Annotated in this window: 24 protein-coding genes and 2 pseudogenes; 20 read left to right on the forward strand and 6 right to left on the reverse strand. The window is 63.1% G+C overall.

Going from position 1 to position 25953, the window contains the following annotated elements; translation table 11 throughout:
* Window positions 1–294: 294 nt before the first annotated feature.
* From SxD43FB_RS06970 to SxD43FB_RS06985, 4 genes and pseudogenes are all read left to right on the forward strand, one after another.
* The gene (locus tag SxD43FB_RS06970; RefSeq protein ID WP_096061561.1) at window positions 295–1248 is read left to right on the forward strand and encodes a DUF2493 domain-containing protein; all 954 of its coding nucleotides are present in this window, start codon (window positions 295–297) and stop codon (window positions 1246–1248) included.
* A 127-nt stretch (window positions 1249–1375) separates the two neighbouring features.
* Window positions 1376–1837, forward strand: a pseudogene (locus SxD43FB_RS06975) (DUF6878 family protein).
* A gap of 11 nt (window positions 1838–1848) precedes the next feature.
* Window positions 1849–2280 (forward strand): hypothetical protein, encoded by a 432-nt coding sequence (locus tag SxD43FB_RS06980; RefSeq protein ID WP_096061680.1) that lies wholly within the window; start codon window positions 1849–1851, stop codon window positions 2278–2280.
* A 294-nt stretch (window positions 2281–2574) separates the two neighbouring features.
* Window positions 2575–2964 carry a single-stranded DNA-binding protein gene (locus tag SxD43FB_RS06985; RefSeq protein WP_096061562.1) on the forward strand — a complete coding sequence of 130 codons (390 nt, stop codon included), beginning with the start codon at window positions 2575–2577 and terminating at the stop codon, window positions 2962–2964.
* Between the two features lie 114 nt (window positions 2965–3078).
* Here SxD43FB_RS06985 and SxD43FB_RS06990 read toward each other — a convergent pair whose 3' ends face one another.
* Window positions 3079–3312: a DUF6437 family protein gene (locus SxD43FB_RS06990; protein WP_096061563.1), complete on the reverse strand. Its 234-nt coding sequence runs from the start codon at window positions 3310–3312 to the stop codon at window positions 3079–3081.
* Between the two features lie 325 nt (window positions 3313–3637).
* Here SxD43FB_RS06990 and SxD43FB_RS06995 point away from each other — a divergent pair, with 325 nt between their 5' ends.
* Window positions 3638–3874 carry a hypothetical protein gene (locus tag SxD43FB_RS06995; protein WP_096061564.1) on the forward strand — a complete coding sequence of 79 codons (237 nt, stop codon included), beginning with the start codon at window positions 3638–3640 and terminating at the stop codon, window positions 3872–3874.
* Window positions 3875–3979: 105 nt separating this feature from the next.
* On the opposite strand, the gene SxD43FB_RS07000 is transcribed toward SxD43FB_RS06995, so the two are convergent.
* Entirely contained in the window at window positions 3980–4174 is a 195-nt protein-coding gene (locus tag SxD43FB_RS07000) for a hypothetical protein (protein WP_096061565.1), read from the reverse strand.
* A gap of 439 nt (window positions 4175–4613) precedes the next feature.
* Between SxD43FB_RS07000 and SxD43FB_RS07005 the strand changes: the two genes are divergently transcribed.
* Genes SxD43FB_RS07005 through mobF form a run of 3 tightly spaced genes read left to right on the forward strand, consistent with a single transcriptional unit; the run spans window position 4614 to window position 10283 of the window.
* Window positions 4614–4946: a hypothetical protein gene (locus SxD43FB_RS07005; protein WP_096061566.1), complete on the forward strand. Its 333-nt coding sequence runs from the start codon at window positions 4614–4616 to the stop codon at window positions 4944–4946.
* Entirely contained in the window at window positions 4936–7311 is a 2376-nt protein-coding gene (locus tag SxD43FB_RS07010) for a type IV secretion system DNA-binding domain-containing protein (protein ID WP_096061567.1), read from the forward strand. Before SxD43FB_RS07005 ends, SxD43FB_RS07010 begins: the two co-directional genes overlap by 11 nt.
* Window positions 7312–7346: 35 nt before the next feature.
* Complete coding sequence (gene mobF / locus SxD43FB_RS07015; protein WP_096061568.1) at window positions 7347–10283, forward strand: MobF family relaxase; 2937 nt, start codon at window positions 7347–7349, stop codon at window positions 10281–10283.
* 52 nt (window positions 10284–10335) lie between these two features.
* On the opposite strand, the gene SxD43FB_RS25150 is transcribed toward mobF, so the two are convergent.
* From SxD43FB_RS25150 to SxD43FB_RS07035, 3 genes are all read right to left on the reverse strand, one after another.
* Window positions 10336–10773, reverse strand: coding sequence for a hypothetical protein (locus SxD43FB_RS25150; RefSeq protein ID WP_176482689.1), 438 nt, complete (start codon window positions 10771–10773; stop codon window positions 10336–10338).
* A 68-nt stretch (window positions 10774–10841) separates the two neighbouring features.
* Window positions 10842–11267 (reverse strand): hypothetical protein, encoded by a 426-nt coding sequence (locus SxD43FB_RS07030; protein ID WP_096061569.1) that lies wholly within the window; start codon window positions 11265–11267, stop codon window positions 10842–10844.
* 9 nt (window positions 11268–11276) lie between these two features.
* Window positions 11277–11924 (reverse strand): S24 family peptidase, encoded by a 648-nt coding sequence (locus tag SxD43FB_RS07035; RefSeq protein ID WP_096061570.1) that lies wholly within the window; start codon window positions 11922–11924, stop codon window positions 11277–11279.
* 354 nt (window positions 11925–12278) lie between these two features.
* On the opposite strand from SxD43FB_RS07035, the gene SxD43FB_RS07045 reads away from it, so the two are divergent.
* From SxD43FB_RS07045 to SxD43FB_RS25155, 3 genes are all read left to right on the forward strand, one after another.
* Window positions 12279–14003 (forward strand): methyltransferase domain-containing protein, encoded by a 1725-nt coding sequence (locus SxD43FB_RS07045; RefSeq protein WP_176482692.1) that lies wholly within the window; start codon window positions 12279–12281, stop codon window positions 14001–14003.
* 173 nt (window positions 14004–14176) lie between these two features.
* The gene (locus SxD43FB_RS07050; RefSeq protein ID WP_096061573.1) at window positions 14177–14503 is read left to right on the forward strand and encodes an excalibur calcium-binding domain-containing protein; all 327 of its coding nucleotides are present in this window, start codon (window positions 14177–14179) and stop codon (window positions 14501–14503) included.
* Window positions 14442–14597, forward strand: coding sequence for a hypothetical protein (locus SxD43FB_RS25155; RefSeq protein WP_176482690.1), 156 nt, complete (start codon window positions 14442–14444; stop codon window positions 14595–14597). The genes SxD43FB_RS07050 and SxD43FB_RS25155 overlap by 62 nt, the downstream gene beginning before the upstream one ends.
* Before the next feature lie 211 nt (window positions 14598–14808).
* Here the strand turns inward: SxD43FB_RS25155 and SxD43FB_RS25835 are convergent.
* Window positions 14809–14981: pseudogene (locus SxD43FB_RS25835) on the reverse strand (arsenical resistance protein ArsH); the annotation flags it as partial.
* Between the two features lie 14 nt (window positions 14982–14995).
* Between SxD43FB_RS25835 and SxD43FB_RS07060 the strand changes: the two are divergent.
* From SxD43FB_RS07060 to SxD43FB_RS07100, 9 genes are read left to right on the forward strand one after another with little or no spacing between them, the layout of a single operon-like run.
* Complete coding sequence (locus SxD43FB_RS07060; RefSeq protein WP_255245623.1) at window positions 14996–15403, forward strand: hypothetical protein; 408 nt, start codon at window positions 14996–14998, stop codon at window positions 15401–15403.
* 57 nt (window positions 15404–15460) lie between these two features.
* Window positions 15461–16750: a TolC family protein gene (locus SxD43FB_RS07065; RefSeq protein WP_096061575.1), complete on the forward strand. Its 1290-nt coding sequence runs from the start codon at window positions 15461–15463 to the stop codon at window positions 16748–16750.
* A complete protein-coding gene (locus SxD43FB_RS07070) occupies window positions 16747–17925 on the forward strand; it encodes an efflux RND transporter periplasmic adaptor subunit (protein WP_096061576.1) in 1179 nt (392 codons plus the stop codon). Before SxD43FB_RS07065 ends, SxD43FB_RS07070 begins: the two co-directional genes overlap by 4 nt.
* A gap of 4 nt (window positions 17926–17929) precedes the next feature.
* Entirely contained in the window at window positions 17930–21148 is a 3219-nt protein-coding gene (locus tag SxD43FB_RS07075; RefSeq protein ID WP_096061577.1) for a CusA/CzcA family heavy metal efflux RND transporter, read from the forward strand.
* A 58-nt stretch (window positions 21149–21206) separates the two neighbouring features.
* Window positions 21207–21704 (forward strand): SRPBCC family protein, encoded by a 498-nt coding sequence (locus tag SxD43FB_RS07080; protein ID WP_176482693.1) that lies wholly within the window; start codon window positions 21207–21209, stop codon window positions 21702–21704.
* Complete coding sequence (locus SxD43FB_RS07085; protein ID WP_096061579.1) at window positions 21701–22078, forward strand: hypothetical protein; 378 nt, start codon at window positions 21701–21703, stop codon at window positions 22076–22078. The genes SxD43FB_RS07080 and SxD43FB_RS07085 overlap by 4 nt, the downstream gene beginning before the upstream one ends.
* A 31-nt stretch (window positions 22079–22109) precedes the next feature.
* Window positions 22110–22793 carry a transporter gene (locus SxD43FB_RS07090; protein ID WP_096061580.1) on the forward strand — a complete coding sequence of 228 codons (684 nt, stop codon included), beginning with the start codon at window positions 22110–22112 and terminating at the stop codon, window positions 22791–22793.
* Window positions 22790–23395, forward strand: a complete 606-nt coding sequence (locus SxD43FB_RS07095) for a cation diffusion facilitator family transporter (protein WP_096061581.1) — start codon at window positions 22790–22792, stop codon at window positions 23393–23395. Before SxD43FB_RS07090 ends, SxD43FB_RS07095 begins: the two co-directional genes overlap by 4 nt.
* Complete coding sequence (locus SxD43FB_RS07100) at window positions 23392–25920, forward strand: heavy metal translocating P-type ATPase (protein ID WP_096061582.1); 2529 nt, start codon at window positions 23392–23394, stop codon at window positions 25918–25920. The genes SxD43FB_RS07095 and SxD43FB_RS07100 overlap by 4 nt, the downstream gene beginning before the upstream one ends.
* The last annotated feature ends 33 nt before the right edge of the window (window positions 25921–25953 follow it).

The following is a 25953-nucleotide window of genomic DNA, read 5'->3' on the forward strand; positions in this document are numbered from 1 at the left end:
GCTCAAACTGTCGGCATGGCATGATCAGCAGCCGTTCCTGACGCGGGTGATCCGAATGGTGCCGCTCAATGGCCTGCTCCATGCGAGAGAGGCCCTGGGCCAGCCGGCGGTTCCCGCAACCCGGCTTTGGCAGGCCCGTGTTGGCTAGGCTTTAGGCCAAGCCTGCCCGCGCCAGCCTGCCAAAGCGGGTTCCCCTGCGGTGCGGGGCGCCGCCTGAACGCTGGCCCTGACGGGCTCTCGCTGGCGCAGCCATGGATGGCGGCGTCGGCGTCACACCAGTCAGGAGCAAACCCCATGCACACGTCATTTGTCGACCAACTCGCAGGTCTTGATCTAGCCGGTTTTTCAATCGGTCCAGCCCCCGTCACCAGTACCGATTTTCCGGTCCACGAAGCCGTCGTTCAGACGCTCGAAGGCGTCTGGTCCGATCTGTTCGCGCTGTTCTCTGGCACGGCGCTTGAAGTCGATGCCGAGGATCTCGGTTGGGCCTTCGTCAATCTGTTCCACCGTTCCGCGCAGCGCAAGTCGACGTCCCTTGATCGCGCCACCGACGAGGTCCGTGCACTCGTCGCCACCGCAGACGGATCGGAAATTCACACGCATGAACTCGAAACCCAGGTCGAACGCGCCCAGTGCGCCGAGAGCGCCATGCTGGCACTGGAAGAGATGCGCGAGGTCGCCGCCGCCCTCTACCTCAACGAGTTCGGTTCGTCCTGGAAGCCGGTTTCCAGCTCGCGGTTCAACCATGGCGCCATGCTCACTTCCGCGCTGGTCGAAGGGCGTGATTTCATGCGCGCCCGGGCCGAGGCCAAGCGCCGTGCGGCCATGCCCGAGGGCATGCCGGTCGTCTTCGCTGGTGGCCGTATCCGCCACGCGACCGAGGACGAGGCACTGACCTTCGCCAACAACGTCTGGGCAACCCTCGACAAGGTTCGCGAGCGCGTCGCGGACATGGTGCTGGTCCATGGCGGCGACACCAAGGGCGTCGACCGCCTGGCATCGTCGTGGGCTGAGCGCCGACAGGTCCCTCAGGTCACGTTCTCGCTCGATATGCGGCTTGGTGCCCGTGCGGGCTTCAAGCGCAACGAGCGCATGCTTTCGCTCGACCCGCGTTACGTCATCGCATTCCCGGGCAATGGTGTCCTTGAACGACTGGTAATCGAGGCCAAGACGCGCCGGATCACTGTCGTCGACCGCCGCGGTCCGCTGGGCACCAGCCCCAAGGCTGTTCCTCCAAGCAGCGAATGAGGGCGCAAGTCCATCCGCGCCAGCGCCTCATCGGCGCTGGCGTTGCTGCTGAAGAGGGGAGGCAAGCGCCTGTGTCAGTGGGTCATGCGGATTGATCGCATGGCCGCACAGCACAGGAGGAATATCCATGACCGACTTCAAAGTCGCCTTGGCTGAATTTTCAGCGCGCCAGGCCGAGCGCGAAGCGAAGGCTCAGATCGAGTTACAGCACCTCAAGCTGGCGGTCATTCCAGCCTTACGACAGGCTGGGATCGCGAAAGTCGAGATCCGGTTCGACGGGTCCGGAGACAGCGGCGCTGTCGAGGAGATCGTCTGCCTTGATGCCGCCGATAGCGCGCTGGCTTGTCCCGAAAAGGTGCTCGATCCGATCCCGAATGACCGACCGGATGAAGCGGATCTCGCCGATCCCGTGCTGCTGCCAGCGGCTCTGGAATCGCTCGCCTATCTTGCCCTCGAACGCCATCATCCATGATGGGAAAACAACGATGGCGCGGGCGGACATCTCGAAATCGATGTTGAGGAAGCGAGCTTCGTGCTCGAATGCAACGTGCGCTTCACCGACTACAACCAACACTACACTGAACTGTGAGGGAGGGCGTCATGGCACATTGCTACTATCACGCCCTGTCCTCGGTCCGGAAATGGGGCGGCAAGCCCGACGACTATCTGCCGCTGCACCAGTGGTTCGACCAGTCCAAGGCCATCCTCGCAGACCCCCGGCACCGCGCGCTCCGGCACCATGCCGAGGGCATCTTCATGCTGGAAGCCCTGTTCGGGGCGACGATCGTCAATGCCGACGGCCGGACTGTTCCGGTCCGCCTCATCGGCGAGCAGCACGTTCGTGAGGATCTTGGCTCTATCCCCTCCTTTGCCGATTGGGCGCGCCTCATTGCACCGCAGGCCTGGATGCTGAGGGGTCACCACTTGGACGATCCCTTGGCAGAGCTGGTGGACCAGTCTGACCTCGGCAGTGTGTCGCCGGTTGCCAGGTCTTACCCTGCTGCGGGAAGGTCGGTCAGGGTCGAAATCTGATCGTCGGTTTGCCGGGGCGGTAAGGGACAGCGAAGCAGGGCCGAAGCCACAGACTTGAGCATGGTGTCTGCCCATTCATCCAGGCGCCATACCGGCTCTTCGCGAACCTTCCTTGAATCACCCCCCTGTCGTTCGCAACCCGGATCAGGTCCGGCCGTGTTGCCGGGCTTTGCCCGGCTGCCCGCACCACCCGAACCGGATCCGGGTTCCCCTTCGGTGCGATCGCCCGGTGGCCGCTTCTTCTGTCAGTTCGCAGCCGGGATGGACCCGGATTGCTCGATCAGGAGAAAACCCATGACCAATCTTGTTATTCTCGTCGGCCGTATCGCCCGCGATCCCGAAGCCCGCACCACCACTGGCGGAACCACCATCACCTCGATCTCGGTCGTGACCGACCGGCCCGCCCGCAAGGACGGCAAGACCTACAAGGACGAGAACGGCTACACCGCCAAGGACAGCGAATTCCACCGCGTCACCTGCTTCAACGGCCTCGGCCAGAACGTCGCCAAGTATTGCGGCAAAGGCCAGATGGTGACGGTCGAGGGGCGCATCCACTACACCCAGTGGGAGGACAAGGACGGCGCCAAGCGCTACGGCTGCGAGATTATCGCCGACAAGGTCGACTTCCTCTCGAAGCCGCGCTCAGGCAACAACGAAGATGCGCCGCCGATCGACGAAGACTGAACCCGGCACCCCCCCTGCAAGATGGCCCCGATGGCGCGAGCCACCGGGGCCATTTTTGTGTTGGCTGGCGAAAGCGGCGGCACGCGGCATCGAGCCCCGTGCCGCCGCTGGTTGTCATTTGCCTGCTGTCACTCGTTCAAGCGCGGCATCGATCCCGATCGCCATCGTCGCCCGCACGAGCTGGCGCAACTTGCCCGGATCGAGCGTTTCCGCGCTGCATTCAATCAGCAGCTTGCCGAGTTCGCCTGCGGCATCCTCGCGCAGCTTGATTTCACGCTGGGCAAGTTCCTCGCGCTGTTCGCGCAGTCGTTTGAGTGCATCGAGCGCACTCGGTTTGGACCTGGCCATAGGGGTTCCTTTTCGTGGCCGTTCGTCCCCTCCGAGGTGACATTTGCCAGCCCGAAGCCCTGTAGGAAAACGGTTTGTGGGGCAGGCCCTGGAAGCACCCGCAAGCGTTGGGAGAGGTCTCTCTCGCAGATGTCCAATGGTGATGCGGGCTTTGGGGCCGCGTCAAGGACGACGGGGCCCCACCATTTTTGCCGGGCAAGCCCGGAAAAAATCGTTGCCCCCATCGCCGCTTCGCGGCCGCGTGTGCCACGCGGTCCCTGACCCGGCCCGTCGCCCACATCCTCACACTTCCTGATGCGAAGCATCAACCATCAGGAGGTTTGACATGAACGCTAACGCTGCCCTTTCGTATTCCGGTTTTCGCGCTGACCAGTCGGCCTATGTTGCCGCACTGGATCAGGCCCATGCCCGGGCCTTTCACAGTTACTTCACGCAGTACATCCTGACCGATGACGAGGCGGGTTATGTCGCTATCGACGAGGGAGATTACGGGGCATTGCCGCAGGGTATGATGGACCGGGTGATCGACACGGTTCCGGGTAAACTCAACGATGAATTCTGACGCTACCAGGAGGAGGAAGTCCAGGCATGGGCTTCCTCCTTTCTTTTTGCTCGGCTCCCTTGGCTAACCCGTAGCCAGCGTTCAGGTGAGCACGTGATGGCAGCATCAAATGTCCGCGTCGGCAGCATCGAACGCTTCGAGACGCTCGGGCATGTCGAGCAGTTTCATGGCCGCCGCCGAAATGGCTTCGGCTTTCGTTGGGTAGGACTCGGCCGAACTGATCCCGACACCATTCGCGTAGGTGATGGTTGCCTGGAAGCCATTGCCTTTGGGCGTTGCGGACAGTGTTACGTTGGACATTCGCTGCACCCCCATGCGGGTTAAAATGCTGGTCTGTCATACCATCGGATGCGAGCGCGGACCAGCGCGGCAGCCGCTGTGAATTCGCGGCCGAATGCGGCCAGGCCATCCCGCCGGAACGGCACATCTTGTCCTCCATCCATTATCTGGAACCGCACCTGGATCAGCTATCTGGAAGGGGGGAATTCAAGCACACCGTACGCGACATGTCGCCGGTCATTTAGTCCCTGATACCAATGAATTATACCTAGAAAATAGGTTCGGTCACTTCTCAATCACATTGATATAATGTCATTTATGCAATTTGAAGTGATTGGCGGGGAGGCGGAAAGGGGCGGAATTGCTGAGTCCATTCGTTCTTGACATGTTCTTCATTGTGATTTAACCGGGAAAGCACTTTCGCAGTGCGGCCAGGCTCCTCGTTTGAAGGAGTCGGTCAATGTCACGACCAATATCTCTGCAAGTCTACGTCACCTCCGAACTCGCCGGGCGGGTTCGGATTGCTGCTGCCGCCGACGGTCTGGCGGTCAGCGAATGGCTGCGTTCGATCATCTTTCGGGCCTGCGAAGATGAAATCTCCGTAGCGAGCGATCGCGGTCTCCTGCGCCGGCTCTATCGCCAGTCCCTGTTCTCCATGGTGGGGGTCGATGCCCTGCTTGCCGGGCACAAGGATCACGCTTTGCGCGAACGGGTCCACCAGGCCTTTGCCGCCAAGTGCAAGCAGGCCGGCCTCACTGCCAGCACCGACGAGGGAGGCTCCCATGAAGCGTAACCTCGTCAACTTCACGCGCGGCAGCCAGCTGCTCGGCCACTTCGGTTTCATGTTCGCTGCCGGGCTGAAGGGGCCCCTGCTCATCGCCCTTGCCGTCCTCTCCTCGATGTCGTGGTGGATGCTTTCGGGCGGGCTTACCGACCACGAAACCTACCTCGTGTGGATGAGGCTTTATGCCTCTGCCTACTGCTTCATGGAATTCGATCCCGCCAAGCAGGTGGCGCTCGAAACAGGCTTTGGCGGGACCGTCCAGTTCCCCATCGCGATGGTCGAAAATTTCCCGCCGGTGGTACGTGCATGGGGCCACATGGTGGACATTCTCCAAGGCGTCTTGTGGCGCTCGGCGCTCGCCCTCCTGCCAGCCTTCGCCCTGTTCTACTGGTTCGCTGCGCGCTTTGGTCGCAAGTCCAAGGAGCGCAAGCACGAGCGCGGCGCCATGCTGGTGACCCTGGCCGAACTGGTCGAGGAAATCCGTGTCTACAACCTTGCCGAACGGGCGAAGGAACTGGCCCAGGCGATGGGATGGCGCTGGCGGCTCTGTACGCCGGGCGAACTCGCCAAGGTCTTTCCCTACCGCCCGTCGAAGCTGGCCAAGGTCAGCTATCCCTGGCGGCTCGAGCAGAGCCACGCGATGCTCATCGGCACGACCGGCATGGGCAAGACCGTCGCCCTGTCGGATATGATCGAGGAAGCGCGCAGCCGCAGCCAGCGCGCCGTGATCTTCGACCTGACCGGCGCATTCATAGAGCATTTCTACGACAGCAGCCGGGACGTCATCCTCAACCCGCTTGATGCGCGCTGTCCGCGATGGAGCGTGTTCGACGAGTGCCGTGACGAGGCCGAGTTTACCGCGGCCGCCGAAGCACTCGTGCCGCACGATGGCGGTGGGTCGGAGCAGTTCTGGGTACTCGCCGCGCGGCTGTTGTTTGTCGAAATGTGCCTGAAGTTGCGCGCGCGCGGACAAGGGACGAACGAGGCGCTGGCGTCAGAACTGATGACGGCGGACCTGGCATCGGTGCACCGGCTGATGCGCGGTACGATCGCCGACCCGCTCACTGCCCCCGAGGCTGCACGCATGGCGGAATCGATCCGCGCCGTGTTCAATGCCAACGCCAAGGCGCTGAAGCTTTTGCCGCAAAGTGGGCGCCGCTTCTCGCTCCGGCAATGGGTTGAGCAGGACGATGGTTCGGGCTCGATGGTGTTCATCTCGGCCAGATATGTTGACATGAGCGTGTGTTCGCAGCTGCTCACTGTCTGGCTTGATCTGGCAATGAACACGCTGATGACGCTCGATCGGACCAGGGACTTGCGCGTCTGGTTCTTCGTCGATGAGCTCGGAGCATTGCACCGCCTGCCGGCCCTCGAGAAGGGCCTTCAGACCGCGCGCAATTTCGGCGGCGCGATCGTCACCGGCATCCATGCCTATGCCAAGCTCAAGGAAGTCTACGGTGAGAACATGGCGATGACGCTTTCATCGCTTGCCAGGACCAAGCTGATCCTCGGCACCGCCGACCGCGAGACCGCCACATGGTGTTCCGATTTCATCGGCCACACCCAGGTGCGCGACATGGAGGAGGGTTACACCTACGGCTACAACAACGCGCGCGATGCGGTCAGTCTGACTTCGCGCAAGCACATCGAGCCGCTGCTGCTGCCCGACCAGTTGATGAACCTCGCGCGTCTTTCGGGCTACATCAAGTTCCCCGACGGATTCCCGGCGGCACCGGTAAAGCTGACGCCCGTCACACGTCGCAGACGGGCCGAGCCGTTCATTCGCAGAGCCGGCGATGATGGCGGACCGGAAGGGGGCGGGACACCCGTGATCCCTCTGAAGCCATGGCTCCCCGACGACGGAAATTCCGCCTCCGAGCACCCATCGTCGAACGACGACGGGGCGGGCAAGCGGGTCATCCCCAAGCAGGGCGAACTGGCGCTCGAACGCTCTGCCAGGGCAAAGCCCGGCCAGGACGAGGTAGCGGCATTGCCGGCACAAGCGACCGCACCAGGCAGCGTTGCCGATCGCGACATACGGACCGCAACCGGTGTGCCCTATGCAGCCGGAGGGCCAGCGCAGGTGGAGCAGCCAGACACGGCAAAAGTCCAGGAAACCGCCCCTGCCATTCCCAAGGACAGCGTGCTCAAGGCCGGGTCGGCCGATGGTCAGGAACCGGCAAAGACCGATGGCGTGCGCAGCGATGCGCCTCGCCTTATGGCGAGGCAGTCCGGGCAGGCTCCTGAGGAGCGCCAGCGTGCACCCAATGCGGCGGCGGAAGCGCGCAAACTGATGCTTGAAGATGGCCTCACCGAGCCCGATCCATCTGCCAGAGATGATCGCGGCTTCGGCGATGTCGACATGGATATCTGACCACTGACGGCGGCGCTGCAGGAGGAGCCCACACCATGCTTTCCGCAGCCAACGTGCGCACGGCCGGCGGCGCCGCCAATTATTTTGCCTCGGACAACTACTATACCCGGGCCGATGCCGACCGGTCCGGCGAATGGTTCGGCAAGGGCGCGGAGCGTCAGGGCCTCGAGGGCCGGGTCGATGCGCGCCTATTCGAAGCTGTGCTCAAAGGAATGCTGCCCGATGGCAGCCGGGTTGGCAGCGACGGGCGCGAGCATCGTGCGGGGACAGATCTCACGTTTTCCATGCCCAAGAGCTGGTCGCTCCTCGCGCTTGTCGGCGGCGACAAGCGGATCATCGATGCCTACGCCGCAGCCGTGAAGGAGACGCTTGCCTGGGCGGAAAAGAACCTTGCTGAAACCCGCATCGAGGTGCGCGGACGTGAGAAGATCGCCCAGACCGGCAACTTGCTCGTGGCGCTATTCCAGCACGATACCAACCGCAACCAGGAGCCCAATGCCCACATCCATGCCGTCGTCGCCAACGTGACCCAGGGGTCTGATGGCAAGTGGCGAGCGCTTCGCAATGACAAGCTCTGGGAGCACAATACGCTCCTCAATGCGATGACGATGGCGCGCTTCCGGCTCTCGGTTGAAAAGCTCGGCTACGAAATCGGCGAGACCGGCAAGCATGGCAATTTTGAAGCGGCGGGGGTGCCCCGGCACGTCCGCGATGCCTTCAGTTCCCGCCGCGCCGAAATCGTTGCAGCGCTTGAAGGGATGAACGGCAAGGGGCTGGCCGCGCGCAATGCCGCCAACCTCATGACGCGCGCGGCAAAGCAGACGATCGAGGATCGCGGCGCGCTTGGCCAGCAATGGCGCGACCAGGCGGCACGGATCGGTTTCGACCCCGCCGAGGTTATCGCTAGGGCCAATGGCAGGGCTGCCATGGACATCGGCGGGGTGCCAACGCTCGGCGGGTTTGTTCGCGACGTGGTCGAGCACGGTCGCGGCATTGCCCAGGCCCTTGCCGAGCGATTGGGGCTGCGCGCCGGCGATCCGCTCGTCCCGCGCGATCTTGCCAGAAAATCGCCGCAGGAGATTGCCGCTGTCCATGCTGTTGCTTCGGCTGTGCGCCACCTTTCCGAACGCGAAGCGGCCTTTGCCCGCACCGACATTTACAAGGCCGCCCTGGGGTTCGGATTGCCGGTGGCCTTGCCGGAGATCGAGCGCAGGGTGGAGCAACTGCTGCGACAGGGCGAACTCGCGCGCGGCAAAGGGGCGGACCGGGGACTTGTCACAACGGTGGGGGCCATTGCGACCGAGCAGCGGATTGTCGCGGCCGTTGAAGCAGGGCGCGGGATGGCACCGCCCATCGTCGATCCAGCCGAGGCAGGCGCACGCCTACAGGCGCTTTCCCAGCTCAAATATGGGATGACCCTCAACCAGGGGCAGGAGGCCGCAGGAAGGCTTCTCCTTGGCTCCAGCAACCGCATTGTGGCCATCCAGGGGGTGGCGGGGGCAGGCAAGAGCACCGTGCTCCAACCCGTCGCCGACATTTTGCGGGAGGAAGGCAAATCCGTACTCGGGCTCGCCGTCCAGAACACGCTCGTGCAGATGCTGGAACGCGACACCGGGATCCCATCAATGACCGTGGCGCGGTTCCTGAAGCGCCATGCCGCGCTGCTCGAAGGCGGAGACAAAGCGGTCCTTGCGTCGGCGCGCAGCGAACTGCGCGGCACCGTAGTCCTCCTCGACGAAGCCTCGATGGTCGGCAATACCGACAAGGAAAAGCTGGTTGGCCTCGCGAACCTCCTCGAGCTTTCGCGCTTCGCCAGTATCGGCGACAGGAAGCAATTGGGTGCGGTCGATGCCGGCAAACCCTTTGAGGTCATGCAGAAGGCTGGCGTCGAGACAGCGACCATGAACATCAACTTGCGCGGTCGTGACCGGGCACTGCGGGCTGCCCAGCATGCCGCACAAGGCGGGCAGATCGAAGAAGCCTTGCGCCACCTGGGATCCAATGTCGTCGAGGTCGGGGAAGGGGCGGCTATCGAGGCCGCCGCAGCATGGCTGGCGCTTGCACCCGCCGAGCGTGAGCGGACTGCCATCTATGCGTCGGGCCGCACACTGCGCAGCGAGGTGAACCAGGCTGTTCAGACAGGTCTGAAGGCCAATGGCGAACTGGGGCAGCCTGCGCTCAAGCTCGACGTGCTTGCGCGCGTCAATACGACGCGCGAGGAGCTGCGGTATGCGGGCACCTATGTTCGCGGCATGGTTGTTGAAGTCGACCGCGACAAGCGCGCCCAGGGCCTCATGCGCGGAACCTATCGAGTGGTTGAAACCGACACCAAACGTGAGCGCGTCACCCTCGAAAACGGGCGCGGCAAGCACTTCGAATTCAGACCAGGGAAGCTCCGGCCGCAAGGCGAGCATGACCCCTTGCGGCTCTACGAGCTGAAGCCTCTTGAACTCCATGCCGGCGACCGCATCCGCTGGACGGACACGGACCACAAGCGTGGCCTGATCAATGCCGATCAAGCCCGGATTACCGGGATCGGCAGCAAGTCCGTTAAACTGACTACATCGATGGGCATCGCGCATGAGCTGGCAAGGGAGGATCCGATGTTGCGGAGGCTCGACCTCGCCTATGCACTCAATGCTCACATGGCGCAGGGATTGACTTCGGACCGGGGGATCGCGGTCATGGACAGCCGGGAGCGCAATCTGTCGAACCAGCAGACGTTCCTGGTGACAATCACCCGTTTGCGTGACGGACTCACGCTCTTCGTTGACAATGCGTCGCGGCTCGAGGCGGCGGTCGGGCGCAACACCGGCATGAAGCGCTCGGCGCTCGAAACCGTCGATCTGCTCCGCGATGCGGCGGCCCAGGGGCAAGCAAAGGGCGATCAGATGGATAAGGTACAAGCGCCCGGTCGCGAGCCACCCGAGCGTGACCGCTCGATCGTCAAACCCTTCGAAATCGGCATCTGACAGCAGTCGCAAGAGGGCTCGTCGCCTGAGTTCAATGGCATGCAGATTGACTTTAAGTTCCTAATTTGTTCTCAATGCGGCCATGCCCCGAATCGCTGACGATATTCTGCTCACCCATCTGGAAGTGGCGCTTGCGGTAGCCCCCGAGCCAGTTCTCTGCGGACTCAACGCCGATGACCCGCGCCAGCAGCGGAACGCCCGGGTAGATCTCGCGCGGCATCTGGTCGAGCGCATGCGCGGGTTCGTAATCGAAGGCGAAGGGGGCAAGCGCGGTGAAGGGCAGTCCTGTCTCTTCCCGGGCGATCTTTCGCCGATCGGTTGACCAGTACGTCAGAGCGCTGTCGATCGCATGAAGGCGTATCGGTCGGTGCCGGGACGTCGGCTTATCATTGAGGTCTGCCAGATCGGCAATTCGCCTTGCGATCGCCTGCCAGGTGCGGACACCTTCCTGATCACCGGCAAGGGCAAGGGCGCCAATCTGCTCGGTCACATGGCGCGGGGCATCATGCCCATGGACCGTGAGCACCTGGTTGGCGCAGGCCCAAAGTTCCCAGTTGCTTAGCGGCAACGGTGGTTCTTCCAGTAGCGGTCCCACCGTAGCACCGTTCCGGTGCGCACCATCGCGCAGGACAGATCGGCACCCGAGGCAAGGGTGCACCAGGCCGCGGTCCGCGAGCCGCCGGCCGAACCTTCAGAGCGGCAGTGCATAGCTGGGGCCGAAACGATCACATGCCCTGTCGGTATTGTCCCGCGTGGGCCGCCGAGGAGCGAAACGAGGCGGTCGCGCGCTTGGAGTGCGGTGGCGGGCGGGCAGGGCTGGTTGGTCCGGCAGGTGCCGTCCATCTCGCGCGCTGCAATACCCGAAATCCGGATATGCGGGCCCTCCGCGCACCAGATCGGTCCATCGCCGTCCCAGACATGGGTCGGAGTACAGGTGAAGCTTTGTCCTGCCGCGACGACGGCGGCTGCAAGTGTCAGGAACATTTTGAAACTCTACTGAAGTTTGCGGCCGAACCAGAGCACCCGGCCGACGATGTTGATGGCGCGGCGTTCGAGCCCGCGCCAGCTTGGATAAGCAGCGTTGTCGCTCACCACCGAAATCCGCCGACCTTGCGGCTCGATTGCGATCCGCTTGACGCTAAGCGCGTCATCCATGCGCAGGACATAGATCCCGTCGCGCAGCCGTGCTTGGCCATCACCTAGATCGACCATCACTTCGTCCCCATCGTTGAGCGTCGGCTCCATGGAGTCCCCGATAACGTGGATGATCGACAAGCTTGAGGCCTTGCTAGGGGTGAGCTTGCGGAGCCAACCTTCGTCGAAACCGAATTGTCCGCTTTTGCGTTCCATTTCGGCGAGCGCGCCGTGACCGGCAGATGCTTCGACATCCAGAACCGGTATCTGCACCAGTTCGACCACGGGGGAGCTGCGATGGGGCGGTGCGCCCAAAATGCGCTCATCCACGCCGAAGAATCGCGCGAGAATGTTGCGATCGCTCTCGTCGAGATACCGCGGGCTACCCTTGCGAATGTACTGCTGGATATAGGACACATTGCGGCCGAGCAGCCGCGAAATCCCTGAGTACGTGCAGCCTTTTCTTGCCAGGATGAGCTCGTCCAGAGCCCTTCGTGCTTCGTCCATCACTCGCTGTCCTGTCACGATCGCTAGGAAAAACCATCCTAGACTCTAGGACGCCTTCCTAATATGAACAAAACAAGAACGCAAGGATAAAGCGAGTCGGACGGCAATGGAGCTACTGGAGCAGATCGAGACCTATCTGGTGCGGACGAAAACACCGCCGAGCAAGTTCGGGCGCATGGCCGTCGGAGATCCGCGGTTCGTAGAGGATTTGCGGTCAGGTCGACGGCCGCGCCGTCTGACGCAAGAGCGGGTGAAACTCTACATCACTGCAAGTGATGCCAATTGGTGAAACCGTTTGAACTGGCAACACAGTTGGCCCCATCTATGGGGTCGATAGTAGGTGGGGTCGGTTTGGTGAGCGACGAAGTCATTGCAACTTATGATGCGCAAGCCGCCGAATTGGCTGAACGCTACGATCAGCCTGCCTTACTGGCATCGTATTCGCCGATCGAAGATTTGATTGCATCGACATCGGCAGATTCCTTGGCTCTCGACATCGGAGCTGGTTCTGGCCGTGATGCGGCCTGGCTCGCCTCCAAGGGGTATGAAGTGGTTGCCGTGGAGCCTTCGAGCGGAATGCGCGATGAAGCCCAGCGCAGGCATGAAGATACCCGAATCCGCTGGCTTGATGATCGGCTTCCCGGTCTCACCCGCATCCACGAACTAGCGTTGTCGTTTGATCTTATCCTTCTGTCAGCGGTCTGGCAGCACATTGCTCCTCAGGATCGGCAGCGGGCTTTCCGCAAGATGTCGTCCTTGTTGAAGCCTGGAGGCCTTCTGATCATGACTCTTCGGCAGGGACCGCCCCCTGCCGATCGCCCCATGCATGCAGTTTCACTCGGCGAAGTCGAAGCGCTGGCCCGGACGTTCGGACTTGAAGTGCTGAAAGTCGTTGATCAGGCCGACGAACTCGCACGTGCCGAGGTTTACTGGACGACGGTGATCCTACGCATGCCTGACGAAGGAGCGGGTGCCTTGCCGCTCATTCGCGGCATCATTCTGGCAGATGACAAGTCTTCCACTTACAAGCTCGCGCTATTGAGGGCGATATCTCGAATTGCCGAACACGCTCCCGCTACCGTCCGAATTGCGGCCGATGAGCCCGATGCCGTGGATGTGCCACTTGGCCTCGTGGGACTGTTCTGGATCAGAATGTATATACCTCTCGTCCGCGCAGGCTTGCCCCAGGCTCCGCGCAATTCAGGACCCGACGGCCTTGGTTTTACGCGCTCAGGCTTTCGTGCGGCGATGCAGCTTCAATGCGCGGCTGCTGATTTCCGAGTGGGTGCAGGCTTTTCTGGCGAACGCGCGGTGGCCGTGCATTCTGCGATAGGCGAGGCGGTCCGTACGATCACGACCATGCCTTCTAATTTCATCAGGTATCCAGGGTCCGATCAGCAGGTTTTCCGGGCGATTAAGCGGAGAGTTGGGAGATCGGATGGCACTATTGCGCTGGATGTAGAGACGCTCTGGTCGTGGGGAGCGATGCGGGTTCCCGGGCATGTCTGGCGAACTATGTCCCGTCTGGGCGCATGGATTGAGCCCGTTCTGGTGGCAGAGTGGTCGCGGCTGATCCGGACATATTCCGAAAGAATGGGGAAAGTCGTTCCAATTGGTCAGTCCGAAGCTGCGTTGGCCTGGGAGGAGCCAATCCGCGACACGACCGTTGGTCGTGCAGCTGTCAGAAGCATAATCGACACTGGCGGGGACATCTCGTGCTGTTGGACTGGTAAACTCTTGAAGCCTGGAGCTTTGGATATTGACCACTGCTTGCCATGGGCGGCATGGCCATGCGGCGACCTTTGGAATTTGCTTCCCAGCGACAGACAGGTTAACCAGCACCTGAAGCGTGACCGACTCCCATCCGCTGAAAGGCTGCAACAAGCCCAGACACGGATTACCAGTTGGTGGCAATCGGCGTGGCTTTCTGATGAGGCGCTGCAGGTGCGCTTTCAGCAAGAAGTCGTCGCAGCATTGCCAGTCCAAGATCCGTCGAACCTTGATGATGTATTTGACGGCTTGGCTTGGCGCCGATTGAGATTGCGGCAGGATCAGCAGGTGCCTGAATGGGTGGGCTAAATACTCTCAATGCGCGCGACTATGCTGATATGCCACAATCTTTCAGTGCTTCTGATTCGACGCTTAGCATAGCCGAATGTTTATGAATTATTTGGATAATCGAGGGTATAAGCTGCCCGTTGCATGAGGCCCATGTCGATCCCGGTGCCGTCCCGATAACAGGGGAATATGACATGCGAAGCATAGCCATACTGTCGCTGCTGTTGCTGCCGCTCGGTATCTCGGAAGTCTCTGCACATCCGGGCGGACTTAATTCCGAGGGGTGCCACAACAACCGTAAGACAGGGGAATACCACTGCCACGGTGGGGGCGCCGCTTCGGGGCAGGCAACCTCGCCTCGTCGCTTATTTCTCGCTGCTCCAAGTGTCGGTGCGTTCCGTAACTGCGCAGAAGCAAGAGCTGCGGGAGCAGCCCCTGTAAGGCGTGGTGATCCGGGCTATGGACCGCATCTGGATCGGGATAGCGACGGTATTGGTTGCGAGCCGTATCGAGACCGATAATCCTGAGCGCCAATCGCTCGGCATGAGCGACGGTAGTCGCCTTGAAGTTGGCCATTCCTGGATCAAAATCAGCTTAACGGAAGCGGTCGTATAATCACTTTCGATCCGGCAACCTGGAATGACTGGGATTGGGACAAAACCGCCGTTCACCAGTACAACCGTGAACGACAGGTTTGGGGTGTATCGGCCATTCGCAAGGTGACGGTGCTTTCATCCTCGAAGGCTTTCGCTTCGTCAGGTCGGCCCCACGGATCCAATTGCGGCCGCGGCATTGTCGTCGCCGCTCGCCCCCTCCCATCAAGCTCCTTGCGCTCGGAATAACGGTCGACAAGCCGGGCGGCGTGAGGCCGCATCAGCACGGTCGCATCCGTTCGTTGTCGTCGAACTCCTTGTAGGCCATGGCGACCGAAGACTGGTTCGGGATAGTAACCCTGCGCATCCAGCGATCCAGCAAACGCCGAGTGTTGACGCGGTTGCTGAGGCAATCTCGGCATGGCGCGACGCGCGCCCAGCGCCTCCCCAAGTTACGCGATGACACTGGCCGGGATATCGTTTAGGTCACGACACATGCTGCGCAGGCTCTGCTCCCTCTTGCTGGTCATGATCGCGTCGTCGCTTGTGCTGACGGCGACGATCCATGCACGCGAGGTTTCAGGACAGATCCTGATGGATTGCGCCGGAGTCGTGCATGAAGATGGCGATGCCGACCAGTCCCAGGGCGACGCCGACAAGGCGATGCCCCATCACCACAGCACCTGCCATGGTCCAACATTGGATATACCCGATACAAGCGATCTTTATTCGCTTGGCGAGGCAAGCGGCTTGCATCCGTTCCCTGCGCCGCAAAGCGCCCTGGCGTCTTATCGGACCGGCCCTGCACTAAGGCCTCCCGCCGCCTGACATCGCCCGCCGGTCGGCATCCGCCGATCAGACGTGTTTTGTCAGGATCACCAGATAATGAAAAAGATGTTCGTGGCCATGATGGCCGCGGCGTCCTGTGCCTCGATGGCGCAGGCGCAGCAAACGCCGATGACTGCGGCAACGCAGCCGCTTGGCGTCTATACCCTCGATCAGGCCGTATTGGCCGCAGGCGGCGCGGCGCCTGCCGCTGACGCGGCATCGGCCGCAATCGAAGCGGCGCAGGCAGAACGGACGGTCGCGGGGCTACGACCCAATCCCGTCTTTCAGGGGCAGGTCGAAAACGTCGCCGGATCTGGCCCATACAAGGGTCTGCAAAGTGCGGAGACGACCGTAGGCGTTGCGATCCCGATCGAGCTAGGCGGTAAGCGCGGTGCCCGCGTCGCCGTCGCTAGCGCACAGCTATCGCGTGCCGAACTGCAGGCGGCGATCACCGCGAGCGACATTCGTCTGCAGGTGACGCAGCTCTATATCGATGCGGTTGCGGCCGAACGCCGGCTCGCAACAGCGCGCGATCAAGCGCGCATTGCCGCCGAAGTGCTGCGCGGCGCGGGTGTGCGGGTTCAGGCGGGACGGGCCTCGCCGCTCGAACAGCAGCGCGCCGATGTCACGAGGATCAACGCCGATGCCAATGTGGAACGGCTGACACGGCTCGCCGAAGCAGCGCGCACGAACCTGGCACGGCGGATTGGACGACCTATCGACGGGATGCTCGATGCCGCGCTTCTCGATCAGCTCCCGGCGCCGACCTTTGGTCCCGTCGAGACGCCGCCGGCGGCAAACACTTTGGCACTCGCCGCCGCCGACGCCGATCTAGCCGTCGCCGATGCCGGCGTGACGCTGGCGCGGGCGAACCGGGTGCCGGACCTCAACATCGGCCCGGCTCTAAGGCGGCTCGAAGCGACCAACGACACCGCTGCGGTATTTTCGATCTCGATTCCGATCCCGCTGTTCAACAATGGCCGCGCGGCCATCGCGCAGGCGAGCGCACAGCGAAGCCAGGCGGAAGCCTTACGGCGTGTTACCGCCCTCGATGTCGAGCAAGCGATCACGAACGCGCAGGCGGAGGCCGCGAACGCGGCCACAACCGCCCGTGCTGCAGCCGGACCGGCGCTGGAAGCGGCACAGGAAGCCGCCAGGATCGCCCGGATCGGCTACCGTGAAGGCAAGTTCGGCCAGCTCGATCTGCTCGACGCCGAACGCACTCTTGCCGAGACGCGCGTCGCCGCGATCGACGCACTCGCCAATTATCAAAATGCCCGCGCGCAACTGGAGCGGCTGACCGCTCCCGCGACGGCGACCACGATTTCGGGGGATACCGACCGATGAAGACCATCCTTATGGGCGGCGCGATGCCGCTTGGCCTCGCCTTGCTGCTCTCCGCTTGCGGCGGTAGCTCCGAAGGCGGCGATACTACTGCAACCAATGAAGCATCTGCCAATGCCGACGAGGGCGGCGGTAAAGAAGCGCATGCCGACGAAGGGGCCGTGACGCTCACGCCCGACCAGATCACGGCCGCCGGGGTCCAGATCGCGCGCCCGATGACAGGCGGAGCCGGTACGATCGAACTGCCCGCAACTATCGAGGGTGATCCGCAAGGGACGCAGGTCGTTTCGGCCGCGATCGGAGGCCGCGTCGTTTCATTGACCCGCAATCTGGGCCAGTCGGTCGGCAGGGGGGAAACCATCGCGGTCATCGAAAGCAGGGAAGCGGCACAGCTCAAGGGAGAGGTGGAAGCGTCGCGCGCCAGGCTTGCACTCGCCAATTCCAACCTCGCACGCGAACAGCGCCTGTTCGCGCAGCGCGTGTCGCCCGAACAAGACCTGATCGCGGCGCGAACGGCTGCGACCGAAGCAAGGATTGCCTACCGCCAGGCCCAAAGCCAGGTCTCGGCCGCCGGCGGCGGCGGGGGCGGCGGCGGCCTCAACCGCCTCGGCATTACCGCCCCCATCGCCGGCCAGATCATCTCGCGTCCGGTCGTGCTGGGCCAGACCGTCACAGCCGACGCGGAACTGTACCGTATCGCCAATCTTAGCCGGGTATCGCTGGCGCTGAACCTCAAGCCCGAAGACGCCGGCAGGGTCAGGCCCGGGAACGTCGTAACGGTAACGGCGCCGGGCAGGCAGACCAGCGCGCGTATAACCTTCGTCTCGCCCGCGCTTGATCCCCAAACGCGGCAGGTGCCGGTTATCGCGACGCTCGACAATCGCGGCGCTCAGTGGCGTGTCGGCGAGCCCGTCACTGCTGCGGTGCAGCTGAGCGGCAATGCTGGAAGCTCTGCGGTACGCGTGCCGACGACGGCCATTCAGACCGTCGAAGGCAAATCGGTGGTCTTTGTCCGCACCGCCAAGGGGTTCCAGGCTACCCCGGTCACGCTGGGCGATGCCGCCGGCGATACCGTCATCGTCCGCTCTGGCCTCAGCGGCCGCGAACAGATCGCCACTACCGGCAGCTTCACGCTCAAGGCCGAACTCGGCAAGGGCGAAGCGGCGCACGAGGATTGATGCCATGATCGCCCGTATCGTCACATGGGCGGTCGAGAAGCGCTGGCTCGTCCTGCTTCTCACCGCCGTCGCCACCGCCATCGGTGCCTATTCCCTTTACCGGCTCCCGATCGACGCGGTGCCGGACATCACCAACAACCAGGTCCAGATCAACGTCCGCGCCTCGGCGCTGTCGCCCGAGCTGGTCGAGAAGCAGGTTTCGTTTCCGATCGAAACCGCGCTTGCGGGCATTCCCGGCCTTGAAAACACGCGCTCGCTCAGCCGCAATGGGTTCGCACAGATAACCGCGGTCTTCGGCGAGTCCACCGACATCTATTTCGCTCGCCAACAGGTCGGCGAGCGTCTTGCCGGGGTCGCGGAGAACCTGCCTGACGGCGTGAACCCCGAAATGGGACCGATCGCGACGGGGCTGGGCGAGGTCTATATGTGGACCGTCCGGCTTGATCATCGACAGGATGACAAGCACCGCCCCGGTGAGCCTGGTCAGCAGCCCGACGGTAGCTACATCACGCCGGAAGGCGAACGGCTGACGAGTGAAGAAGACAAGGCAACCTATCTGCGCACCGCGCAGGACTGGATCGTCACGCCGCTGCTGAAGAACACGCCGGGTCTTGCCGGCGTCGATTCCATCGGCGGCTATGCCAAGCAGTATCTGGTCGTCCCCGACGTCCAGAAGCTCGCTTCCCTGAACATCACGCTCACCGAGCTTGGCACCGCGCTCGAGAAGAACAATACCAGCGTGGGCGGCGGCTTCGTCAACCGCAACGGCGAGGGTCTAGCGGTCCGCTCCGACGCGCTGGTGCGCAACGCGGCCGAACTGTCGCGCACCGTTATCGCGACCCGCGAAGGGGTGCCGATCACCCTTGACCAGGTTGCCACCGTTCGCACCGGCCAGGCGATCCGCATGGGCTCGGCCTCGGAGAACGGCACCGAAGTGGTCGTGGGCACCGCGATCATGCGGATTGGCGAGAACAGCCGCAACGTCGCCACGGCGGTCGCTGATCGGCTGAAGGAGATCAACGCCTCGCTGCCGCCTGATGTCGTGGTGCAACCCGTTCTGGACCGGACCGCGCTGGTCAATTCGACGATCAAGACGGTCGCCAAGAACCTCTCCGAAGGCGCGTTGCTCGTCATCGTCGTGCTGTTCCTTCTGCTCGGCAATTTCCGCGCCGCGCTGATTGCGGCGGCGGTGATCCCGGTGACAATGATGCTCACCGGGTTCGGCATGCTGCGTCTGGGTGTCTCGGCAAATCTGATGAGCCTGGGCGCGCTCGACTTTGGTCTCATCGTCGATGGCGCTGTCATCATCGTCGAGAACGCGCTGCGCCGCCTCGCGGAGCAACAGCACCATGAAGGCCGGCTGCTCAGCATGAAGGAGCGCCTCGAAGCCGTTGCCACGGCGGCGCGCGAGATGATCCGGCCCTCGGTCTACGGGCAGGCGATCATCATCCTTGTCTATGTCCCGCTGCTCACGCTTACGGGCGTGGAGGGCAAGACGTTCGTGCCGATGGCGCTGACGGTCATCATCGCCCTGCTTTTCGCCTTTGCCTTGTCGCTGACATTCGTGCCTGCGGCGATTGCCATCTGGCTGTCCAAGCGGGTCGAGGAGAAGGATGGGCGCATCATCTCATGGCTGAAAGCCCGGTACGAACCGGGTCTCGAGAAGGCCATGAAGCGCCCGTCGTTTACGATCGGCGCAAGTGTTGTCAGCCTCGTCGCGGCGGCGCTGGCCTTCACTACGCTGGGGCAAGTCTTCCTGCCCCAGCTCGATGAGGGCGATCTGCTCATCCAGGCGCTGCGTATCCCGGCGACATCGGTCCAACAGAGCCAGGCCATGCAGGTGCCGATCGAGCGTATTGTCGCCAAGCAGCCCGAGGTGCGCTTCGTCTTTTCCAAGACAGGCACGGCCGAGCTGGCATCGGACCCGATGCCGCCCAACGCGACCGATATGTTCGTCATCCTCAAGCCCCGCGATGAATGGCCTGATCCCAAGCTAGCCAAGGAGGAACTGGTCGAGCGACTGGAAGGCCTGCTCGGCAAGATTCCTGGCAACGCCTACGAGATCACGCAGCCGATCCAGATGCGCTTCAACGAGCTGATCGCCGGCGTGCGCGGCGACATCGCGGTCAAGGTGTTTGGCGACGACTTCGTTGCCATGAACCGCACCGCCGAACAGATCGCCGGCGTTCTGCGCAAGACGCAAGGGGCGGCGGACGTGAAGGTCGAGCAGACCACAGGTCTGCCGATGCTCGATATTCGCGTCAATCGCGACGCGATGGCGCGGGTCGGCGTCACCGCGCAGGACGTACAGGACACAATCACCGCCACCATCGGCGGCCGCGAGTCCGGCATGATCTTCGAGGGTGATCGCCGGTTCCCGGTGGTCATCCGCTTGTCGGACGCGCAGCGCGCCGATCTGCGCCAGCTCGAACAGGTGCAGGTGCCGATTGCCGGGGGCGGCTATGTGCCGCTGTCCAGCGTCGCCAGTATCGGCGTCGTCGATGGGCCGAACCAGATTAGTCGCGAGAACGGCAAGCGCCGCGTCGTCGTGCAGGCGAACGTGCGTGGACGTGACGTCGGCAGCGTGGTGGCGGACGCACAGGCGGCCGTCGGGCAGAACGTGCGCTTGCCCGCTGGCAGCTATCTTGAATGGGGCGGGCAATTCGAAAATCTGGAGTCCGCCAGTCAGCGGCTTCAGCTTGTGATCCCGGCCTGCTTCATCTTGATCCTGCTGCTGCTCTACGGGGCATTGGGATCGGCGCGGGATGCCGCGATCGTGTTCACCGGCGTGCCCTTCGCCTTGGTCGGCGGCGTGCTGCTGCTGTTTGCCCGGGGCATGGACTTCTCGATCTCTGCCGCGGTCGGGTTCATCGCGCTGTCCGGCATCGCGGTCCTCAACGGCCTCGTCATGGTCAGTTCGGTGCAAGACCTGATCCGGTCCGGCATGGACCGGGCAGAAGCTGCCCGGACAGGAGCGATCCAGCGGCTCCGTCCCGTCGTGATGACGGCCTTGGTCGCCAGCCTCGGCTTCGTGCCGATGGCGTTCGCGAGCGGTGCCGGCGCGGAAGTGCAAAAGCCGCTCGCGACCGTCGTCATCGGCGGTCTCATCTCTGCGACCTTGCTGACGCTGTTCGTGCTGCCGACGCTCTACGCGCGTTTCGGGCAGCAAGCGGCGAAGGATGACGAGCGAGACGAGGCAGCGCCGCTGCCGCAGCACACATGATCGGACAGGGGAGGGCAAGAATTCGCCCTCCCCACCACGCCCAGAAAGGAGGCATGAGGTGTCAGTGATCGAGAATGTGACGAGCCTCAAGGCATCGCCGCTGCGCGTCTGGTCGGTTCTTACCGACTTTGCCGGGCATGCGCGGTGGAAGCCCTTCATTCAGCTTTCCGGCGCTGCAGTCCAAGGCGGCGAGGCCGCCTACATTTTCCGCATCGGCAAGCTCGACAAGGAAATAACCGCCAAGGCGGACATCATCTGCATCGACAAACCCCGCATGTTTGCCTGGACCGCCGGTGTTCCCAAGCTCCTCCTGTTCGAAGAGAACTACACTCTGGAGACGGAGGCAACGGGGACACGCATGCGGCACAGCCTGCACCTTTCGGGGCTCTTCGGTACTCCTATGGCAGCGATAATGCGCCACAAGTTCCACGCCAGTCTCGTCCGCTCGGATGCAAGCCTGGAACGGCACCTGCGGCGCCGGGCGGCTCACCCAAGCGCGAAGGGACGGACCTTGCCGCCTCGAAACGGCTTCAGAAGCAACCGGAGGCCATCATGACATCGCTTCGTTCGAGGACGGTCGGCATCATCGCGGGCGCAATCGCATTGGCTGCATGTTCGGAGCAGCCGGCGACAAAGGCGCCCACGGAACAGGAAATCCACGCGAATGACAGCGCGGACGCAAGCGGCACTCCTGGCCGCCATCCGTATCGGTGCGACGACAAGCGCCCGCTTCTCATCGACTTCAAGGATGAGGGATTGACCCTGGAAATTCGGCGGGCTGCGGATGCGGCGCCCCTTGTTCTGACCGCCCCGGCGCAGGGCCTCCAATATGTCGGCGATACGGCGAGCGCGACCTTCTCGGGTAACGAGATCAGGATCGAGGAGGCCGAACAGCCAACCATCGTGTGCACGAAGGCGACGAGCCTGTGACCAGTCCAGACATCATCGTGGAGCGCTGACGATGGCCGCACTCAAATTTTCCCTCATCCCGATGGTCGCGATCATGTTCGGGGCGATCATGGCCGGGTGGCGGTCCCCCGGCGAGAAACTGGTCGCTGCCATGCAGCATCTGGCAGCCGGTGTCGTGTTCGCAGCCGCTGCCACAGAAATCTTGCCCCTGGTAAAGCACGGTGGTTCTCCGAGCGCGACGCTGATCGGCGGCGCACTCGGCGTCGCCGTCATGCTGAGCCTCAAGGCGGCAGAGAGCCGGTTCAAGGGACCTGTCGCGCTACTCGCGGCGATCGGACTCGACCTTGCCATAGACGGCATGGTTCTGGGGCTCGCCTTCATCGCGGGCGAGAAGGCAGGGGCACTGCTCGCCGTCGCCCTGACACTAGAGGTGCTGTTCCTTGCACTGACCCTCACCAACGAGCTTGCCGGCAAATATCGCAAGGCCAAGGCGATTGGCCTGACCTGCGCGCTGGCGTTGCTTTTGCCCCTCGGCGCTCTCGTCGCGCAGCCAGTGGCGTTGCTGACGCCGGTATGGATCACCGGGTTCCTGAGTTTCGGGCTCATGGCACTGCTTTACCTCGTTACCGAGGAACTGCTGGTCGAGGCCCACGAAAAGCCGGACTCGCCGCTGATAAGCGCCATGTTCTTCGTCGGCTTTCTCGCGCTGCTGCTGATCGAGGAGATCATGGCATGAGGTCGTCGGCTCGAAAGGCGCCTGATGAGCGCCGGACGTTATGGATAGTGCTCCTGCTAAACGCAGCGATCGCCGTCGGATTCTTCGCCACCGGGCTGATCGGTGATTCCAGCGCGCTGATCGCCAATGGCGTCGACAATCTTTCCGATACGGCCGTTTACGCCTTGAGCCTCATCGCGTTGAGCCGCGGACAGACTTGGAAAACACGAGCGGCGAGCGCATCGGGCGTGATGCTGCTGATCTTCGCAGGCGGCATTCTCCTCGATGTCGGACGCCGGTATATCCAGGGCAGCGAACCGATCGGACCCACGATGATGGTCATGTCAGCGGTTGCGGCGGTCGTGAACTATGTCTGCCTGCGGATGCTCCAGCGGCTAGGCCAGAAGGACGTGAACCTTCGCGCCGCCACGACCTTCAGCTTCAATGACTTCATCTCCAACGGCGGCATCCTGATCGCAGGGGCATTGGTGTTGTGGCTGGGAACGAATTGGCCCGATCTACTCGTCGGCCTGGCGACCGCGCTCATCGCGGTCAAGGGCGGCATAGAAATCCTGCGCGATGCTCGTGCAGAAGCAAAAAACAGCGCGGAGAAGATGCGATGACCGACAAGCTCAAACTCGATATCCCCGTCCTGCTGCCGCAGATTCCTGACGCGGCCGATGCTTGCGTTGGCCGGCTTGTCGCGACACTCAAGGCGAAACCCGGCGTCGAACAGGCGCATGTCCTTCCCGCCGATGGCGAGACCCCCGCAAAGCTGTGCATCCATTTCGACAGCGCGGCATTGCCGATGTCGCGTGTGCGCGAAATGGTGCGCGCAGCCGGCGCCGAGATTAGCGGACGATACGGTCATGCCAGGTGGCAGGTCGAGGGTATCGGCCACGAGCGCCGCGCGCGCACCATTAGCGAAACCCTGTGCCGGGTGCCCGGCGTGCTGCAGGCCGACGCCAGCGCCTCGGGCAGTATCCGTCTCGAATATGACAAGGAGCGGGTCGACGAGGCGTTCATCCTCGCGGCGCTCGGCAAGCTCAAGGTCAGACCGGTACAGCGGACTGGCTCGGAGCACGTCGGACACGATCACAGCGCCAGTGACCATACAGACCACGACCACGGCGACGCCAGTCATGGTGAGGGCACTGAGAAACATGGGCCGGGTGACGGCCACGATCACGCGCACGCCAATTTTCTCGGCCCCAATACCGAACTGATCTTTGCGCTCGCGTGTGGCGCACTGCTGGCGATCGGCTTCGCGGTCGAAAAACTCGTGGCGGGCATGCCCGAATGGCTACCGACCGCCTTCTATGTGGGTGCCTATGGTTTTGGCGGATTTTTCACGCTGCGCGAGGCGATCGACAATCTGAAACTCAGGAAATTCGAGATCGACACGCTGATGCTCGTGGCAGCCGCTGGCGCCGCGGCGCTGGGTGCCTGGGCGGAAGGCGCGCTCCTGCTGTTCCTGTTCAGCCTCGGCCATGCGCTCGAGCATTATGCGATGGGGCGCGCCAAGCGGGCCATCGAAGCGCTCGCCGAACTCGCACCCGACAGGGCGACGGTGCGCCGCGACGGGCAGACCACGGAGCTTGCCGTCGAGGAGCTGGTAATCGGTGATGTGGTGATCGTGCGCCCCAACGAGCGCCTGCCTGCCGACGGCTTCGTCATCAAGGGTTCGAGCGCGATCAACCAGGCCCCCGTCACCGGCGAGAGCATCCCGGTGGACAAGGAGCCTGTGGCCGACGTCGAGGCGGCGCGCGCGAAGCCCGATGGTGTCGAAGCGACGTCCCGGGTGTTCGCCGGTACGATCAACGGCGGCGGCGCGATCGAGATCGAGGTGACGCGGCGTTCCAACGAGAGCGCGCTCGCCAAGGTTGTGAAGATGGTGAGCGAAGCGGAGACGCAAAAGTCTCCCACGCAGCGCTTCACTGATCGGTTTGAACGTGTCTTCGTGCCGGCGGTGCTGGCTCTATCGTTCATCCTCCTGTTCGCGTGGGTCGTGATCGACGAGCCATTCCGCGACAGCTTCTATCGGGCGATGGCGGTGCTGGTCGCCGCCAGCCCCTGTGCGCTCGCCATCGCCACCCCCAGTGCCGTGCTTTCAGGCGTTGCACGCGCGGCACGCGGCGGCGTGCTGGTGAAGGGCGGTGCTCCGCTCGAAAACCTCGGTTCGTTGAAGGCGATCGCGTTCGACAAGACGGGCACCCTGACGGAAGGCCGCCCCCGCATCACCGATGTCGTGCCGGTGGACGGCGCGAGCGAAGAAGATCTGTTGACGCTCGCGGTCGCTGTCGAGGGTTTGAGCGATCACCCCTTGGCGCAGGCGATCGTCAAGGATGGGCGCGAACGCCTGGGCGGGCGCGACATTCCGACCGCAACCGACCTCAAGAGCCTGACCGGACGCGGCGTCACTGCGACCGTTGGTGGCGAGACGGTGTGGATCGGGAAGGCCGAGATGTTCGGCGTGGAGGACATCCCTGCGCTGAATGCGGCCGCTACTGACGCCATCGCGGCCCTGCGCGAAGGGGGGCGCACCACTATGGTGGTGCGCAAGGCCGATCGGGACATCGGTGCGATCGGGCTGATGGACACGCCGCGCGAGGCGGCCAAGATCGCGCTCAAACGCCTGCGGGACATGGGTATCACCCGGATGATCATGATCTCGGGCGATCACCAGAAGGTAGCCGACGCCGTCGCCAGGGATGTCGGGCTCGACGAGGCATGGGGCGACCTGATGCCGGAGGACAAGGTCGCCGCGATCAAGAAGCTCGCGGGTGAGGACAAGGTCGCGATGGTCGGCGACGGGGTCAATGATGCGCCGGCAATGGCATCGGCGACCGTTGGCATTGCGATGGGCGCTGCCGGCTCGGATGTGGCGCTGGAGACGGCCGACGTGGCGTTGATGGCCGACGATCTGGCCCATCTGCCGTTCGCGGTCGGCCTAAGCCGCCACACACGCGGCATCATCCGGCAGAATGTGTTCGTCAGCCTGGGTGTCGTCGCATTGCTTGTGCCAGCAACGATCCTTGGCCTTGGCATCGGTCCGGCAGTTGCAATGCACGAAGGCTCCACGCTGCTTGTCGTGTTCAATGCGCTGCGGCTGCTCGCCTACCGCGATCCCGCAAAGCAAACCGTGTGACAGCAGAGTGCTTCGGTCAACACAACCGTCGGC

It is taken from the genome of Sphingobium sp. D43FB (assembly GCF_002312805.1).
Classification (GTDB): domain Bacteria; phylum Pseudomonadota; class Alphaproteobacteria; order Sphingomonadales; family Sphingomonadaceae; genus Sphingobium.

Bases quoted from the DNA above. Each gene is read 5' to 3' on its own strand.
- SxD43FB_RS06970 (WP_096061561.1), top strand. From the start codon at position 295: ATGCACACGTCATTTGTCGACCAACTCGCAGGTCTTGATCTAGCCGGT.
- SxD43FB_RS06980 (WP_096061680.1), top strand. From the start codon at position 1,849: ATGGCACATTGCTACTATCACGCCCTGTCCTCGGTCCGGAAATGGGGC.
- SxD43FB_RS06985 (WP_096061562.1), top strand. From the start codon at position 2,575: ATGACCAATCTTGTTATTCTCGTCGGCCGTATCGCCCGCGATCCCGAA.
- SxD43FB_RS06990 (WP_096061563.1), bottom strand. From the start codon at position 3,312: ATGGCCAGGTCCAAACCGAGTGCGCTCGATGCACTCAAACGACTGCGC.
- SxD43FB_RS06995 (WP_096061564.1), top strand. From the start codon at position 3,638: ATGAACGCTAACGCTGCCCTTTCGTATTCCGGTTTTCGCGCTGACCAG.
- SxD43FB_RS07000 (WP_096061565.1), bottom strand. From the start codon at position 4,174: ATGTCCAACGTAACACTGTCCGCAACGCCCAAAGGCAATGGCTTCCAG.
- SxD43FB_RS07005 (WP_096061566.1), top strand. From the start codon at position 4,614: ATGTCACGACCAATATCTCTGCAAGTCTACGTCACCTCCGAACTCGCC.
- SxD43FB_RS07010 (WP_096061567.1), top strand. From the start codon at position 4,936: ATGAAGCGTAACCTCGTCAACTTCACGCGCGGCAGCCAGCTGCTCGGC.
- mobF (WP_096061568.1), top strand. From the start codon at position 7,347: ATGCTTTCCGCAGCCAACGTGCGCACGGCCGGCGGCGCCGCCAATTAT.
- SxD43FB_RS07030 (WP_096061569.1), bottom strand. From the start codon at position 11,267: ATGTTCCTGACACTTGCAGCCGCCGTCGTCGCGGCAGGACAAAGCTTC.
- SxD43FB_RS07035 (WP_096061570.1), bottom strand. From the start codon at position 11,924: ATGGACGAAGCACGAAGGGCTCTGGACGAGCTCATCCTGGCAAGAAAA.
- SxD43FB_RS07050 (WP_096061573.1), top strand. From the start codon at position 14,177: ATGCGAAGCATAGCCATACTGTCGCTGCTGTTGCTGCCGCTCGGTATC.
- SxD43FB_RS25155 (WP_176482690.1), top strand. From the start codon at position 14,442: ATGGACCGCATCTGGATCGGGATAGCGACGGTATTGGTTGCGAGCCGT.
- SxD43FB_RS07060 (WP_255245623.1), top strand. From the start codon at position 14,996: ATGGCGCGACGCGCGCCCAGCGCCTCCCCAAGTTACGCGATGACACTG.
- SxD43FB_RS07065 (WP_096061575.1), top strand. From the start codon at position 15,461: ATGAAAAAGATGTTCGTGGCCATGATGGCCGCGGCGTCCTGTGCCTCG.
- SxD43FB_RS07070 (WP_096061576.1), top strand. From the start codon at position 16,747: ATGAAGACCATCCTTATGGGCGGCGCGATGCCGCTTGGCCTCGCCTTG.
- SxD43FB_RS07075 (WP_096061577.1), top strand. From the start codon at position 17,930: ATGATCGCCCGTATCGTCACATGGGCGGTCGAGAAGCGCTGGCTCGTC.
- SxD43FB_RS07085 (WP_096061579.1), top strand. From the start codon at position 21,701: ATGACATCGCTTCGTTCGAGGACGGTCGGCATCATCGCGGGCGCAATC.
- SxD43FB_RS07090 (WP_096061580.1), top strand. From the start codon at position 22,110: ATGGCCGCACTCAAATTTTCCCTCATCCCGATGGTCGCGATCATGTTC.
- SxD43FB_RS07095 (WP_096061581.1), top strand. From the start codon at position 22,790: ATGAGGTCGTCGGCTCGAAAGGCGCCTGATGAGCGCCGGACGTTATGG.
- SxD43FB_RS07100 (WP_096061582.1), top strand. From the start codon at position 23,392: ATGACCGACAAGCTCAAACTCGATATCCCCGTCCTGCTGCCGCAGATT.